The organism is Borreliella afzelii (genome assembly GCF_014202295.1).
In the GTDB taxonomy this organism is placed as follows: Bacteria; Spirochaetota; Spirochaetia; order Borreliales; family Borreliaceae; genus Borreliella; species Borreliella afzelii.
In genome coordinates this window covers 403,953-418,276 of the sequence record NZ_JACHGM010000002.1, presented here as the reverse complement: position 1 = coordinate 418,276, position 14,324 = coordinate 403,953, and the positions used below count along the sequence as shown (strand labels likewise).

The 14,324-nt window shown below is 28.9% G+C and carries 16 protein-coding genes; 5 read left to right on the top strand and 11 right to left on the bottom strand.

What is annotated here, in order from left to right; genetic code table 11:
- Positions 1 to 4: 4 nt before the first annotated feature.
- From HNP63_RS04175 to ruvA, 5 genes are all read right to left on the bottom strand, one after another.
- On the bottom strand, positions 5 to 517 hold the full coding sequence (locus tag HNP63_RS04175) for a DUF8521 domain-containing protein (protein ID WP_004790285.1): 513 nt from the start codon (positions 515 to 517) through the stop codon (positions 5 to 7).
- Positions 518 to 524: 7 nt separating this feature from the next.
- Entirely contained in the window at positions 525 to 2,192 is a 1,668-nt protein-coding gene (locus HNP63_RS04170; protein ID WP_183227282.1) for a diphosphate--fructose-6-phosphate 1-phosphotransferase, read from the bottom strand.
- 79 nt (positions 2,193 to 2,271) lie between these two features.
- Positions 2,272 to 3,312, bottom strand: coding sequence for a tRNA preQ1(34) S-adenosylmethionine ribosyltransferase-isomerase QueA (gene queA / locus HNP63_RS04165; protein WP_004790512.1), 1,041 nt, complete (start codon positions 3,310 to 3,312; stop codon positions 2,272 to 2,274).
- On the bottom strand, positions 3,287 to 4,330 hold the full coding sequence (gene ruvB, locus HNP63_RS04160) for a Holliday junction branch migration DNA helicase RuvB (RefSeq protein ID WP_004790515.1): 1,044 nt from the start codon (positions 4,328 to 4,330) through the stop codon (positions 3,287 to 3,289). The genes queA and ruvB overlap by 26 nt, the downstream gene beginning before the upstream one ends.
- 59 nt (positions 4,331 to 4,389) lie before the next feature.
- Positions 4,390 to 4,980 (bottom strand): Holliday junction branch migration protein RuvA, encoded by a 591-nt coding sequence (gene ruvA, locus HNP63_RS04155; RefSeq protein WP_004790661.1) that lies wholly within the window; start codon positions 4,978 to 4,980, stop codon positions 4,390 to 4,392.
- 69 nt (positions 4,981 to 5,049) lie between these two features.
- Between ruvA and HNP63_RS04150 the strand changes: the two genes are divergently transcribed.
- Complete coding sequence (locus tag HNP63_RS04150) at positions 5,050 to 6,189, top strand: PQQ-dependent sugar dehydrogenase (RefSeq protein ID WP_183227280.1); 1,140 nt, start codon at positions 5,050 to 5,052, stop codon at positions 6,187 to 6,189.
- Positions 6,190 to 6,203: 14 nt separating this feature from the next.
- Here HNP63_RS04150 and HNP63_RS04145 read toward each other — a convergent pair whose 3' ends face one another.
- Entirely contained in the window at positions 6,204 to 6,935 is a 732-nt protein-coding gene (locus HNP63_RS04145) for a YebC/PmpR family DNA-binding transcriptional regulator (protein ID WP_011600786.1), read from the bottom strand.
- A complete protein-coding gene (locus HNP63_RS04140) occupies positions 6,936 to 7,841 on the bottom strand; it encodes a bifunctional 5,10-methylenetetrahydrofolate dehydrogenase/5,10-methenyltetrahydrofolate cyclohydrolase (protein WP_183227278.1) in 906 nt (301 codons plus the stop codon).
- Between the two features lie 146 nt (positions 7,842 to 7,987).
- On the opposite strand from HNP63_RS04140, the gene HNP63_RS04135 reads away from it, so the two are divergent.
- Together HNP63_RS04135 and bamB are read left to right on the top strand one after the other, a co-directional pair.
- The gene (locus HNP63_RS04135; RefSeq protein WP_004790180.1) at positions 7,988 to 8,623 is read left to right on the top strand and encodes a BB0027 family outer member beta-barrel protein; all 636 of its coding nucleotides are present in this window, start codon (positions 7,988 to 7,990) and stop codon (positions 8,621 to 8,623) included.
- Between the two features lie 7 nt (positions 8,624 to 8,630).
- Complete coding sequence (gene bamB / locus HNP63_RS04130; RefSeq protein WP_011600788.1) at positions 8,631 to 9,680, top strand: outer membrane protein assembly factor BamB; 1,050 nt, start codon at positions 8,631 to 8,633, stop codon at positions 9,678 to 9,680.
- Here the strand turns inward: bamB and HNP63_RS04125 are convergent.
- Genes HNP63_RS04125 through lepB (HNP63_RS04115) form a run of 3 tightly spaced genes read right to left on the bottom strand, consistent with a single transcriptional unit; the run spans position 9,666 to position 11,704 of the window.
- Positions 9,666 to 10,097: a DUF188 domain-containing protein gene (locus HNP63_RS04125; RefSeq protein WP_004790159.1), complete on the bottom strand. Its 432-nt coding sequence runs from the start codon at positions 10,095 to 10,097 to the stop codon at positions 9,666 to 9,668. The two genes, bamB and HNP63_RS04125, sit on opposite strands and share 15 nt — an antisense overlap.
- Positions 10,087 to 10,722 (bottom strand): signal peptidase I, encoded by a 636-nt coding sequence (lepB, locus tag HNP63_RS04120; RefSeq protein ID WP_004790444.1) that lies wholly within the window; start codon positions 10,720 to 10,722, stop codon positions 10,087 to 10,089. The genes HNP63_RS04125 and lepB (HNP63_RS04120) overlap by 11 nt, the downstream gene beginning before the upstream one ends.
- Before the next feature lies 1 nt (position 10,723).
- Positions 10,724 to 11,704 (bottom strand): signal peptidase I, encoded by a 981-nt coding sequence (gene lepB, locus HNP63_RS04115; RefSeq protein ID WP_048830483.1) that lies wholly within the window; start codon positions 11,702 to 11,704, stop codon positions 10,724 to 10,726.
- Between the two features lie 70 nt (positions 11,705 to 11,774).
- Between lepB (HNP63_RS04115) and HNP63_RS04110 the strand changes: the two genes are divergently transcribed.
- Together HNP63_RS04110 and smpB are read left to right on the top strand one after the other, a co-directional pair.
- Positions 11,775 to 13,238 carry an SUMF1/EgtB/PvdO family nonheme iron enzyme gene (locus HNP63_RS04110; protein WP_183227275.1) on the top strand — a complete coding sequence of 488 codons (1,464 nt, stop codon included), beginning with the start codon at positions 11,775 to 11,777 and terminating at the stop codon, positions 13,236 to 13,238.
- 2 nt (positions 13,239 to 13,240) lie between these two features.
- A complete protein-coding gene (smpB, locus tag HNP63_RS04105; protein WP_004790217.1) occupies positions 13,241 to 13,693 on the top strand; it encodes an SsrA-binding protein in 453 nt (150 codons plus the stop codon).
- 81 nt (positions 13,694 to 13,774) lie between these two features.
- Here the strand turns inward: smpB and HNP63_RS04100 are convergent, their stop codons facing one another.
- Positions 13,775 to 14,311: a P13 family porin gene (locus HNP63_RS04100; protein ID WP_183227272.1), complete on the bottom strand. Its 537-nt coding sequence runs from the start codon at positions 14,309 to 14,311 to the stop codon at positions 13,775 to 13,777.
- Positions 14,312 to 14,324 lie beyond the last annotated feature (13 nt).

Genomic DNA, 14,324 nt, shown 5'->3' with positions numbered 1-14,324 from the left:
CACTTCACTGAAGTAAATAATCAATCAAAGCAATAGTTAATGCAATCATAGCCCCAATGGAAGCTGAAATAATAAATTTTTTATAAATTTCATCTTTTGAAAAACTAGGCCCATTTGAAAAGGGATATGGAACGTAATTTGCATTCATTCCGCTATAAAAATAGTATCCTACATCAAAAAAAAACAAGCTCAAAAATAAAGCTATTGGAAAAGATCCAATACTAATAGCTGAAAACCTATACAAATCTTTTACTGACTTTGACTCAATATCATTCTCAAGATTTAAAGCTTTATTCTCTTGAATATTTTTATAAAGAAAAGAATCGTCCTTATCAACAACAGATATATTATTTTTTTCATGAGAAATAAAATTGCCACTGGAAGTTAATTTTTCTTGCAATGGCAAACTTTGGGCAATACTTAACTTTAAATAATTAAAATTTAGCTTGAAATGATCAAATGAATTTGAATAAACATTCAAAACACTAAAAAGCAACAACAAGCTTTTAATAAGCATAAATTTTCTACTTCAGTAATTCTAACTTTAAAGTTTCAGTTATTTCATCAACAATCTCAGAAGAACCAAAATACTGTACAGGACCTGGATATAAATACAAATTATTTAAAGCCCACTTATCACGATTTTCAACAAACTCTTTAAATGGTCTTCCTTCTAAATCAACTAAAGCTTTTTTTATAACAGGCTTTTGCACCCCATATCTCTCTTCCATGTTCATCAACATTGTTAAAGGCACTCCTCCTGCAATCCAATCCGTTGGTTTTAAATTTAAATTTCTTATACAAGACATATAGCCTGTAAAACCATTTAAAATAAGAACAACAGCATTATACCCCAAACTATAACAATAATCACTATCAAAATTAGAAGGAAAAGCACTTCTACCTTCATAGCCAAAGAAATGATCAACTGGAATAAAGCTTCCTTTATATTCTCCCCTTTTTTTCATATCACTTAATCTTGATTGAACCATTTCAATCAACAATTTTTCAGTAGGAACTCTTGAAACATTAAAATTCCCATGAGGATCTCTTTCTAAAATTGATTTTACAAGTTCAAATTGAATAAACAAAGGCAAAGACAAATAAACTTCCTTCATATAATCACTAAGCTTGGCAACAAAAACTTCTTTCATCTTTTCAACATTAAGTCCCTTAAACTCGCTCTCATTTTTATCAAAAATATTGCACAATTCAAGCATTAAAGACTTAACTTCTGGAATAAACTCAATTACGCCTTCAGGAACTATAACTATTCCAAAATTATCCCCATTTAAAGATCTCTTTAAAATAACAAACACTATTTCATCAACAATCTCAGACAAAGTTTTCTTTTTGGCCAAAACCTCTTCAGACACAATACAAATGTTTGGATGAGTTTTTAAAGCACATTCCAAAGCAACATGAGATGCACTTCTACCCATAAGTTTGACAAAATGCCAATATTTTTTAGTTGACATAGCATCTCGACACAAATTGCCTATCATTTCAGAATAAATTTTTGTAGCAGAATCAAACCCAAATGAAATTTCAATATGATCATTTTTAAGATCAGCATCAATTGTCTTTGGGACTCCAATAACCTGAATATTCTCTCCTTTCTTTTTAAAATACTCTGCAAGAATAGCAGCATTGGTATTCGAATCATCACCACCAATAATAATAATTGCATTAAGATTGTTTTCTTTTGCAACTAATAAGGCTTTGTTATAATGCTCTTCTGTTTCTATTTTTGTTCTTCCAGAAGATACAATGTCAAAGCCCCCAGTATTTCTATAAGAATTTACCAAACTCTCAGTAAGTTCAATTTTGTCATTCTCTAACAGACCTAAAGGGCCCCCCTTAAATCCGAAAAGCTTTGAATTTGCATTAAATTTTTTTACTGCGTCAAAAACACCAGATATAACATTATGCCCCCCAGGAGCAGGTCCTCCAGAAAGAATAATTCCAATATTTAAAGCTTTTGAAAAAGATAAATTGGACTCGCCCTCGGCAAAACTTACAACTGGCAGCCCATAAGTATTCTTAAAAAATTCCTTCAAAGCCTGTCTATCTTGAATTGCTTCAGTCTTTTCTCCATAAACTAAACTAATATTCTTAAAATCTTTTTTTAAAATATTTGGCAACTTGGGAATATACTTTTGCCTTTCTTGCTGAAAAAGAGAAGTATTCATACATTTTCCTCCTAATATTTAATTAATTAAATTAAACCTCTATCATAACTTAAATATTAAAATAATTCACAACTAATATCTATATATGATTTAAAACTAACATAGCATCACCATAAGAAAAAAATTTATAACCTTTATTTATTCCTTCTTCATAAGAGCTAAACACAAAATCTTTGCCTGCAAACGCAGAGACTAACATCAAAAGAGTAGATTGTGGTGTGTGAAAATTTGTAAAAAGCATGTCGACAAACTTAAAACAATAGTTTTTACCCGGATAAATAAAAAGATTTGTACTTTGCTGGCCTGTTTTAAACTTCTTAAGTTTATTATCATAAGATGACTCCAGGGCCCTAAGCGTTGTAGTACCGATTGATAAAACTTTTTTACCAAGAAATTTCGCATTCTCCAATCTATTAGCCACACAATCTTTTATTAAAAAAGTTTCAAAATGCATATTATGTTCTTCAACCTTTTTTGATCTTACAGGAAGAAAAGTGCCAAGACCCACATGAAGAGTAATAAAATCATATTCAATATTGTTCTTTTCAAAAGCAGAAAATAAATCCCTACTAAAATGCAATCCTGCGGTTGCAGAAGCTGCAGACCCAACATATTTAGAATAAATAGTTTGATATCGATCTTCATCTATTTTGTCATAATCTCTTTTAATGTAAGGAGGTATGGGAACAAAACCATGTTTTTCAAAATAATCTTCCCTAACATCATCATTAAATTTTAAAACAATCTCACTACTATTTTTTGACAAAATTTTACCCATTAATCCTTCAGGAAATTTGTAAACATTGCCAACAATTTGCTTTTTAGACTTAGAAATCAATGCAGTAAACAAATCAGTGCCAATTCTATCTAAAATTAAAAATTCAACATTACTACCCATCTCTGATTCTGCATACATTCTTGATTTTCTAACTTTTGAGTTGTTAAAAACAATAAAAGTATCGCTATTTATATATTTTAAAATATTGTTTACAGAATTTTCATGATAAATTTTCTGCAATTTAGGATCTAGCACCATTAGCCTTGAAGATCCTCTTTTTTCACTTGGATATTGAGCTATTAAAGAATAGGGTAAATTAAAATGAAACTCTTTGGTTTTCATTAAGATTGTCCTCTTTCATCTCTAAGTTTAAGTGAAGATACGCAAACTCAGTAGCTTTACGACCTCTGTGAGTTCTGCTAATAAATCCTTTCATAATTAAATAAGGTTCATAAAAGTCTTCAAGAGAATCTGCTGTTTCTCCCACAGAAATAGCCAAGGTATCAACACCTACAGGCCCTCCATTAAATTTCAATATTAAACTTCTTAAAATATTTCTATCTTGTTCATCTAGACCTTCTCCATCAATTCTAAGCATCTCAAGCCCAATTGCAACAATGTCACTTGTAACAACCAAACTTCCAGTTACCTGAGCAATATCCCTTATTCGTCTTAGCAATCTATTTGCTATACGAGGAGTTCCTCTTGAACTTCTTGCAAGAAGAAAAGCAGCATCCTCTTCTATTTCAATATTTAAAATAATAGAATTTCTCTTTATTATCTCAACAAGCTCTATTTCGCTGTAAAGTTCAAATCTTGCAGTAATTCCAAATCTCGCATAAAGTGGAGATGTTACTTTTCCTGGTTTAGTAGTAGCTCCAATCAATGTGAATTTTGGAAGTGGCATTCGAACAGTTCTTGCATTAGCTCCTTGCCCGATTACCCAATCTAGCTCATAATCCTCCATGGCAATACAAAGCATTTCTTCTATTATTGGTCTAAGTCTATGTATTTCATCAATAAACAAAACACTCTTCTCATCAAGACCTGTTAAAATTCCAATAATATCTTTCGGTTTGTCAAAAGCCGGAGCTGAGGTAATCTTAATCGAAGCATTCATCTCAAAAGCAATAATACTTGCAAGAGTAGTTTTTCCAAGTCCTGGTGGACCACTTAAAAAAACATGATCTAAAGCTTCATCCCTCTCTTTAGAAGCTCTTATAAAAATACTAAGGGTTTCTTTAACATTAGCCTGACCTTTAAAATCTTCAAAAACTTTAGGCCTAAGCTCATTTTCACTCTTATCATATAAATAATTTTCATTAGAACTTAAAAAGTTTATACTATTTTCATCTTTCATAAATGCTCCCTAAAGACTATTTTAATTTTATAACTTTTATAACTATCAAAAACTAACAATTAATTTGACATTCTTTTTAAAACCTCCTTAAATAAAAACTGTTCCTTTTCAGAGTCTTTTAAATTTGAAAATTCAACCAGATTGAAAGCCTCCTTAAGCTTACTATTAACAATTTTTCTGTCAAATCCCATACTAACAATCGATTCTTCTAATTCTTTAAATCTAAAAAGACTAGATTCAAGCTCATTATTAATCAAAAGCTTACCCTGAAGATGTAAAAACATTTTACCAGCCATTTTTTTGCCAATACCTTTGATTTTAGCAATAAGCTCAATATCTTCTCTATCAATAGCGTCCTTAAACTCATTATACCTTATATTAGAAAGCACTCTTAAAGCAGCCCTTGGGCCTATTCCACTTACTCCAATAAGACTTTTAAAAGTCTCTCTTTCATCTGAATTCAAAAATCCAAAAAGTTTTAATTCATTTTCTTTCGTATAAAGATAGGTAAACAGTTCAACTTTGTCTAACAACTTAAAATTAGCAAGGCAAAATGCACTAACTAAAAGCTCAAATTCAAAAACAGCCGTCATTAAAACCAAACTAGATTCTTTTTTTTCTATAACTTTACCATAAATCTTATTTATCATATAATTAAATTATATTACACAGAAACATCCAATTTAAAGCAAAAGCCTTAAATAGAAAAAGGACATTAAATGAAAAATCAATTTTTAAATAGCTATTTTCAATTAATTACAACTATTTTTTTAATCTCATCTATAACTATAGCAGCAGAAGAAACAACAAACTCACTAAAAGTTCCAAATGGATTTAAAGTCGAAATTTTTTTAAACAATAAAATTGAAAAACCAAGAGGAATTACAAGCGATCAAGATGGAAACATATTCATAGGATCTAAGAGTAACTTTGCATATTTTGCAACAAAAGACAAAAAAATTTATACAATAGCAAAAACCTTAAAAACCCCTATTGGTATTGCTTATTGGGACAATAAATTATATATATCTTCTGTCGATAAAATATATGTAGTTAAAAATGTAAAAGAAGAAATTAATAAAAGCATAAGATCAAGCAAAGACTATACATGGGAAATGCAAGTTTTTTCACCTTTGCCAAAAAACACTTCCCAAATGCACTCTGGGCGCTATATTAAAGTGGATCCTATAAATAACAAATTAATAGTAAACATAGGATCCCAACATAATGCTAAAATTCCCCCACAAAAAGAAGCAATACTTCTCAGCATCGATTTAAAAACAAAAAAAGAAGACATAATAGCTTTTGGAGTAAGAAACTCAGTTGGGTTTGATTTTCATCCAATTAGCAATGAAATATATTTTAGCGACAATGGCCAAGACGGATTAGGAGACAACATTCCTCCAGATGAAATAAACCTAATAATAAAAGATAAAGAACATTTTGGATTCCCCTATGTGTTTGGGAAAAACCAAAAAAATCACAATTTTTATAACAAAGCACCCAAAAACACTAAATTTAGTCCATCTATTTATGAACTTCCTGCACATGTAGCTCCACTTGGAATACACTTTTACAAAGGAAATAACTTTCCAAAAGAATATATAAATAAATTATTCATAGCAGAACATGGTTCATGGAACAGATCCTCTCCTGTTGGATACAAAATAACCACACTAGACATTGATCCTAAAACCAGAATAGCAAAAAATTACAAGGATTTTTTATATGGATTTTTAAAGCCCGATAACTCTAAATTTGGACGCCCTGTTGATATAATCACATATTATGACGGTTCAATTCTTTTTTCAGATGATTTTGGAAATAAAATCTACAGAGTCTACTACGAAAAGATTTAAATAAAAATAGAAAACTAGCTTAATTCTTCTGGGATCTCCAAATTATGAATTACTTCCTGAACATCATCAAAATCTTCAAGCTTTTCAATAAGAAGAATTATTTTTTCTGCTTGCTCTTTGTTTAGAGAAATTTTATTTTCAGGAATTAAAGCTATTTCTGCCATCTCTTCTTTAAATTTGGTTCTTAACAAAGATAAGACTTTATCAAAATCATCGGGATTTGTTATAACTTCTGCTTCATTGTTTGAAACTAAAATATCCTCAGCACCAAATTCTAATGCAAATTCCATTATTTCATCCTCAAGATATTTTTCTAAATTGTAAACAACAAGTCCCTTTCTATAAAACATATATGATACTGAACCTGGAGTGCCAAGAGATCCTCCACCTTTTGCAAGAACGCTTTTTACATCACTAGAGGTTCTGTTTTTATTGTCTGTCAAGCATTTAATCATTAGAGCCACTCCATAAGGAGCATAAGCCTCATAGGTGATTTCAAAATATTCAACCCCTTCATTGCCACCAATACCCTTTTTTATTGCCTTTTCAATATTATCCTTTGGCATATTGGCAACCTTGGCCTTACTAACAGCAACTCTTAGTCTCGGATTAGACTCAATATCCCCTCCCCCTATTTTAGCTGCAATAGTTATTTCTCTTATTAGCTTTGTAAAAATTTTATTACGCTTTGCATCAAGAGCGCCTTTTTTTCTCTTTATTGTTGACCATTTGCTGTGACCAGACATTTATACCTCCACCAATTTTTCCAACCGATCTAAAACGTCAAACATATTATTATTAATCAAATGAGCTTTAATTGTATTAAACATTAACATAAGAACCGTAACAGGTCCTATTCCTCCCTTAACAGGGGTAATAAATTTAACACAATCTTTAATATTGTCAAAATCTGTATCACCTGAGAGAATTTTTCCGGCATCAGTCTCAATTTCAGAAATACCAATATCAATCACATAGGGCTTTCCGCACAACATGCTTTTATCTATTAACTTGGGCTTACCAACAGCAGAAATAATAATATCTGCCTGTCTTAAATAAACATCCAAATAAATGCTTTTACTGTGACAAGCAATAACAGTTGCATCATGGGGCTTTGATGAGAGTAATATTGAAATAGGCCTTCCTACAAGAGGGCTTCTGCCGACCACAACAACTGTTTTCCCAGATGTTTTTATTCCTTCATCTCGCAAAATCTTTAATACAGCAAGAGCCGTACAAGGAACAAATCCTTTTTTATCGCCCAAAATCATTTTACCTAAATTAACAAAAGATAAACCATCAACATCTTTTGAAGAAACTATACCATTTAAAATAGAATTTAAATCCATACCTTTCAAAAGGGGCAATTGAACAATAATTCCATCTGTACTTAAATTTTTATTTTCTCTATCAATTACTTCTAAGATATCGCTTTGAACAGAATTTGCAGACAATTTAATTACTTCAACATTTAAGCCAATCTCTTTTGCAACTCGATTCTTAATTGAAACATAAAGCTTGCTTGCAGGTTCATCATTTGCCAAAACAACTTTTAATGTAATTTTATTTCTCAAGTTGCGATCTTTTAAGAATTCTTTAAGCATTAAATAATACTTATTTGCAAAATCCTTTCCATTAAATACAGTATTCAAAATATGCCTCTTAAACCCAATAAGGTTATTATATTATACTTAGATTGTCAATATAAGAAAAGCTAAACTAATAAATTTCAAATTGTAATTAAATTTATTTTCAACTATAATAAACAAGGGTAATAATTTTAAAAGAATGGAGAATAATGAAAAAGTATCTTTTTATAACACTAATTGCAATCTTACTAATTGGTGTAAACATAAAAAAAATTGAAGCCGCAGTTATTGATAGACATACAAACTCCACTTTAGGAATAGATTTAAGTGTTGGAATACCTATTTTTTACAATGACTTATCAAAAGCGTATCCTACTAATTTATACCCAGGAGGTATTGGGGCAATAAAATATCAGTACCACATTTTAAACAATTTAGCAATTGGACTTGAACTAAGATATATGTTTAATTTTGATATCAACCATTCTTTTAATATATTAAATCCAGATTCAAGTGTAGGCAAAATTTTTTATAGCGTACCTATTACATTTTCAATAAACTATATATTTGATATAGGAGAATTATTTCAAATTCCAGTTTTCACAAATGTAGGATTTTCTCTTAATACATATGGAGATAGAAATAACAATATTACAAATTTAAGAACTTTTGATGCACTCCCTACAATCTCTTTCGGATCTGGAATTTTATGGAACTTTAACTATAAATGGTCTTTTGGAGCAACAACATCCTGGTGGATGATGTTTGAATTTGGAAATTCTGCTAAAATGGCACATTTTGCAATTGTATCATTATCAGTTACAGTAAATGTAAATAAATTGTAGGATAAAAATGAAACAAAAATATGAAAACTATTTTAAAAACAGATTAATTTTAAACCTATTAATACTTTTACTACTAGCATGCTCAAGCGAATCCATATTTTCCCAACTAGGAAATCTGCAGAAAATAAATCATGAAAATAATATTTTAGGAAGCTCAAGTCCAAACGGAATTTCTCTAGTAGGAGAAACTCTCTATATTGCAGCCATGCATTTATTTAAAAAAGAAAACGGGAAGATTGAAAAAATTGACTTGAACAATTCTTATGAGTTTATAAATGACATTGTAAATGTTTCAGGGAAAACCTATCTTTTAGCACAAAACAAAAACGCAGAACTAGAGGTTTGCGAGTTAAATGGAAAAAGTTGGACATCAAAATTTAAAAAACCGCTAAAAGCATATAAATTCTTGAAATCTGTGGGAAACAGCGGCATAAAAGAAGCATATGTTTTAGCTATAGACAAAAATAATCAGGAAAGAATTTTTGATCTAGAAGGAGTTGACAAAACCCCATCACAAGCCACTGAAAATGATAAATTCTATCAAATATCAAATGAGGATAACTTAATTACAGGAAATTCGCTTAAAATATGGAACACAAATAACAATACATACACAAGCATAGACCATCAACAAGCCAAAGAAATAATGCCTATCATTAAAACAAACATTAGGGGTTCTTCTGAAATTTTAGTAATGACTGGTGGTTATAATAATTTAGACACAAAATTTAAAGTGTATTCAAGTGTAAATAATTACACAACACCAATATTTACTCAAGACGAAGTAGGCGAATTTAGTGGCTACTTTGCAAGGGAATTTAATGGAGCGATATTAATCGGAAGTAATAATGGATTTGCAGAATTTACAAAAAATAAAGAAGGGATTTTTGCTTTACAAGCACCCTCAAAATCTGTAGAAACTGGTGCTTATAACGGTTCCCAGCTAAGCAAAACAGGTCTTAATGATATTATTCCTGTATCAAACAACACAATTTACATATTAACTCAAGGCAAAGGTTTGTGGAAATTGGAAAACAGAAAATTAACTAAAGAATAAAGAATAAAAATTCGTTATAAATTTCTTATATCTAGATTTATTAAAATCTCCATCATAATATTTTTTAATCTTAATTTTCAAATTGAAATTAATCTTAGATCTAAAATATAAATAATTTATATTATTTATATTAAAAATTCGACCTTCATCATTCATAACCTTAACCTCAAGATCTAAAAGAAGTTTGGCAAAAAAAATATCTCGAGTAATCACAAGACTGTACCTATCTGCTAAATTTAAAATAAATGCATCAACATTGTCTACCACTTCTAAAGCAACATTTTCTGTTTTTTCCAAACTCAAAAACTTATTAGAAACTACAATAAGTTTTGATTTATTATGCAATATAAATTTTTGTAAAAATTTTATTATCTTAAAATTACAAGAATCAGCATCAACAAAAATTTTATTTAACAATCTTATAGTCCACCACTTTAAAGGCCAAAAAAGAAACAATAGCACTTTTGTTAATAGGTCCAAATATTCTAGAATCATTCAAAACACTTAAATTATCGTTTAATAAAAAAATTTCATTTTTTTTCAAAATAAAACACTTAACCACTTCATCCGTATTAAAAAAATTATTCAACTTATAATAGCTAACTAAATTACCATTCAAATAAAAAAAATCTGTATCCTTTTTATTTACCAGAACATTCAAACCCCGAACATAAACAGAATCGCCATGAACAGCTGCTATTCTTGATACTTTGTAGCTTGCTCTTTTGAAAATTTTATTTAAAAAAAAGAAATCTTTTATTAACTTTAATAAAAAGTTATCACTTAATCTAAAATCTTCATAAAGAACAATATCATTCATTTTCAAAGGAATAAAAAAAGAAGTTACATGCGTTGCAACAAAAAATAAACTAGCATTCTTTGTTATTGTTGGTAACATCTCATTACCCTTTATCATAAAAATTTGCAAAACAAACTTTGTGAAAAAAAAATTTAATATTAAAAATGTTAAAACATATTTTAAAAAAATTTTTCTTTGCTTTTTTCTCAAAAGCCTTTGTTCGAAAGTTAAATATGGAGCCACGTTAAATAAATCCTACTCTAGAAAATGGAAGATATATTATCAAGGTTCTTCCAAGCACTTTATTCTTATTAATTACTCCAAAAAATCGACCATCATGAGAATTGTCTCTATTGTCCCCAATTGGCAAAATATATCCATAAGGGACATAAATTCCGTAATCCCTTATTATAGCTTTTTCCATATAATAATCAACATGGGGCATAAAGGCAGATAAATATTTATATTCCAATCTTTCAAACTCAAACCTATCAATCACTCTAACATCAAAAAATGAGAAATCGGGGGTGCTACTTAAATTTATATTCAACTGGTTCAAAGCAATAAACATAGCAAAATCACCATAAATCCCATAGTCTTCATTTGCCACAATTTTTTTAATGCTAAAATTTTGATCAACTAAATCCCGATAAGAATCTTCTAAAATAAAATTTTCTTCGCCTTCTCTTTTGATGTAAGCTTTACCGCTGTTAAATCTAACAATTTTACCGTCTGCAAATACACCTCTTTTCACTAGAAATCTAACATTGGGATTGCCATATTCATCTCTATCAAGATCAATAAAAGATAACGTTAACATGTAAAGTATTCTTTGAAAGATATCAAAAAAAACACCTTTTGATTTATACTCTGGATTTTCAAAAATAATAACATCGGATTCTTCTGGGGTTTTAAAACCATTAATCTTAAACAATCCTGGTAAAAGTTCAGGGCCGTAAGAAAATTTATCTACAAATAAAAAATCCCCTATTTGAAGAGTATTTTCCATTGAACCTGATGGTATTTTATAAGCTTGAATAAAATACTGATTTATTACCAGTACAAAAATTGCCGCCGCTACAAAATCAAATAAAAAGTTGAGCAAAAATCCCCGCTTCTTCGCCCTTAATTTGCAAAAATACTTCTTTCTCTTTCGATATGTCAAATATCTCTCAATAGAACATACCAAAAAAGATGCAAATTTATCCAATCTTCTTAACTGCATAACCTAACCTCAAGAATTAAATCATACAAAATATTGACACTTATTTAAATACTTTTCTATACTTAAAAGGATGAAAGAAACCGAAGAGAATTCAAATATTGAGCTTCTTGAAGTTAAATTAAAGCCAATTCTAGGAATAGCACCCAAAATTTACGTATTTTTTATAACAATAATATTGCTTTTAAGTTTGGTATCAATCTTAATCATCATACCTAAATTTAAAAATCCAGGAGCATATTTAAAAATAAATTCTAATATTGCAAATACTTACATCTACTTAAACGAAAAATATATAGGCAGAACTCCACTTAAAAAGTATATAAATACCACAGAAGGAATTATTAAAGCAAAAAGGATGGGATTTAAAACCTATGAGCAAAACATAAAAATTAACAACAAATTCTTTGGAAGCTATAATTTACAAATAAATTTAGAACTGGTTGATCCTGAAAAGATCATCAAACAAAGACAAAAAGAGCTTTCTATAATGGTGAAAATAAAAAATATTAACGAAAATACAAAATTAATTCCTGTATTTTCATTAATATCTAGTGAACTTAAAGAACATCCTAAGTACATTAAACAATTTCTAAAAAATTCCATACCTTACTTAAATTCAATCGAAATGTTTAAGGATTTTCTAAATTCATACAAAGTAGTATATTCCATAGACAAAAGCAATAACAATCAAGAAGAAATCTGGAACTCTCTAAAAACAAATTTTGACTTAGAAAATAGAGCTATTTTTTGGTTTTTAGAAAATTTAGATAAAGATCTGAAAATGCTAACAAAAAATGAGTCTTGGGTTAAAACATTAACCAAAACTCTAGACAATGAAAATATTCAATTAATTTCTAAAAATGAAAAAATTAATATAAAGTTACCTGGATTTAAAAAAATAAATTCAAATAAAATCGAAAAAATTCAAAATTATGAATTAGATTCAAAAAATATTGCACTAAAATCTACCTATGGTATAAAAGAATTTCTTATTCAAGAACAAAATGTTACAAAATATGAGTATCAAGATTTTTTAAAAGAAAATCCAAAATGGGCATTAAATAACAAAGAAAATTTAATAAAAGAACAACTTGTAGATGAAAATTATCTTAAAAATTTTAATCAAATAGGCTTAAATGAAGCTATCACGGGAATATCTTATTTTTCAGCAATAGAATATGCCAATTGGTACTCTAAAAAACTTCCCAATGGATTCAAGGCAAGACTTCCCATATCACAAGAATGGGAATTGTACCAAAAAGAACCGAACAAAAAACCATTAAATATTAATGAAATATCAAAAAAAGTTGGATTTTGGAATTTAATGCAAAATTCGTCTTTTAACGATATTGCAATATTTAAAAATGAAAAAAATTTTTATAACGAAAATTCAAATTTTTATTCATTAATAACAGAAATTAGAACATACTCTCATCAAAATAATAATTTACTCAATCCATCAACTAAAGCTTCTTTCTTGAAAAATTGGAGTTCTCCAAACATTGGTTTTAGATTGATTGTATCAAAGGAATAGATTTGAACACAAACACTTTGCTTATTGAAAACAAAAAGGCGAAATTTAACTACTTTATTGAAGAGAAAATAAGTTGTGGAATAGTACTGAAAGGGACCGAAGTGAAATCAATAAAGGCAAAAAAATTATCATTTAATAATAGCTTTGCAATCATAAAAAAAGAAGAATTGTGGCTTGAAAACTTGCACGTATCAAAATACAAAGAAGGAAATATCTTTAATCATGATGAATTAAGACCCAGAAAACTTCTAATCAAAAAAAAAGAATTACAAAGACTAAAAAAATTTAAAGAAAAAGAGGGATATACTTTAATTCCTATTAGTTTTTATTTAAAAAAATCAATAATTAAAGTAGAGGTTGGAATATGTAAAGGGAAAAAATTGTATGATAAAAGAGAAATATTAAAACAAAAAAGCATAAAAAAAGACCTTAGCAGAGAAATAAAATATAAATAATAAACAAAAGCTCTAATTTTCAATTACAATGAGCAATCACAATACAAAATTGCAATCACTCATTTTAATAATAAAATAAAATTAATAACTTTTTTTGAAAGATAGTTCAAACCCAAGAGCGCTAGTTTGGCCCATATTAATATCAAAACTAGGCTCAAACCCTCCAAAAGCTATATTAAGGCTATTTTTCAGTTTCCTATTATAACTATTAGCAAATGTAAACGGAATAATAATTTCTGTCAATCTTGTCACAGCCATAGTAACTGCACCTGCCAACATCATTCCCTTACCCCAAGTCCACTTAAAAGCGGCTTTTGGAGCATTCTTATCAAGAGCTTTGATATCTAAATAAGCTCCTGTAAGTATTAACCCTATACCAACTGCATCAAATCCAAGAATAAGAAAACCCCCAAGAATATCTCCTTGAGCAAAAGAACCTATTCCAAACCCTAAAAAAAGGTTCAATAAAAATGGCACAATAGGATCTTTCTTACTAGTTTCATAAGCTAAAAGTTTTTCTCCCGCTCCCAAATTAAAAGCGCTTTTAGAATCATCAGCTTGAGCAAAGTTAGAAAAAACACAAAAGGCTAGCAAAACAACAATTAAAAATTTATTCATAAAAACCTCTTTA

Bases quoted from the DNA above. Each gene is read 5' to 3' on its own strand.
- HNP63_RS04175 (WP_004790285.1), bottom strand. From the start codon at position 517: ATGCTTATTAAAAGCTTGTTGTTGCTTTTTAGTGTTTTGAATGTTTAT.
- HNP63_RS04170 (WP_183227282.1), bottom strand. From the start codon at position 2,192: ATGAATACTTCTCTTTTTCAGCAAGAAAGGCAAAAGTATATTCCCAAG.
- queA (WP_004790512.1), bottom strand. From the start codon at position 3,312: ATGAAAACCAAAGAGTTTCATTTTAATTTACCCTATTCTTTAATAGCT.
- ruvB (WP_004790515.1), bottom strand. From the start codon at position 4,330: ATGAAAGATGAAAATAGTATAAACTTTTTAAGTTCTAATGAAAATTAT.
- ruvA (WP_004790661.1), bottom strand. From the start codon at position 4,980: ATGATAAATAAGATTTATGGTAAAGTTATAGAAAAAAAAGAATCTAGT.
- HNP63_RS04150 (WP_183227280.1), top strand. From the start codon at position 5,050: ATGAAAAATCAATTTTTAAATAGCTATTTTCAATTAATTACAACTATT.
- HNP63_RS04145 (WP_011600786.1), bottom strand. From the start codon at position 6,935: ATGTCTGGTCACAGCAAATGGTCAACAATAAAGAGAAAAAAAGGCGCT.
- HNP63_RS04135 (WP_004790180.1), top strand. From the start codon at position 7,988: ATGAAAAAGTATCTTTTTATAACACTAATTGCAATCTTACTAATTGGT.
- bamB (WP_011600788.1), top strand. From the start codon at position 8,631: ATGAAACAAAAATATGAAAACTATTTTAAAAACAGATTAATTTTAAAC.
- lepB (WP_048830483.1), bottom strand. From the start codon at position 11,704: ATGCAGTTAAGAAGATTGGATAAATTTGCATCTTTTTTGGTATGTTCT.
- HNP63_RS04110 (WP_183227275.1), top strand. From the start codon at position 11,775: ATGAAAGAAACCGAAGAGAATTCAAATATTGAGCTTCTTGAAGTTAAA.
- HNP63_RS04100 (WP_183227272.1), bottom strand. From the start codon at position 14,311: ATGAATAAATTTTTAATTGTTGTTTTGCTAGCCTTTTGTGTTTTTTCT.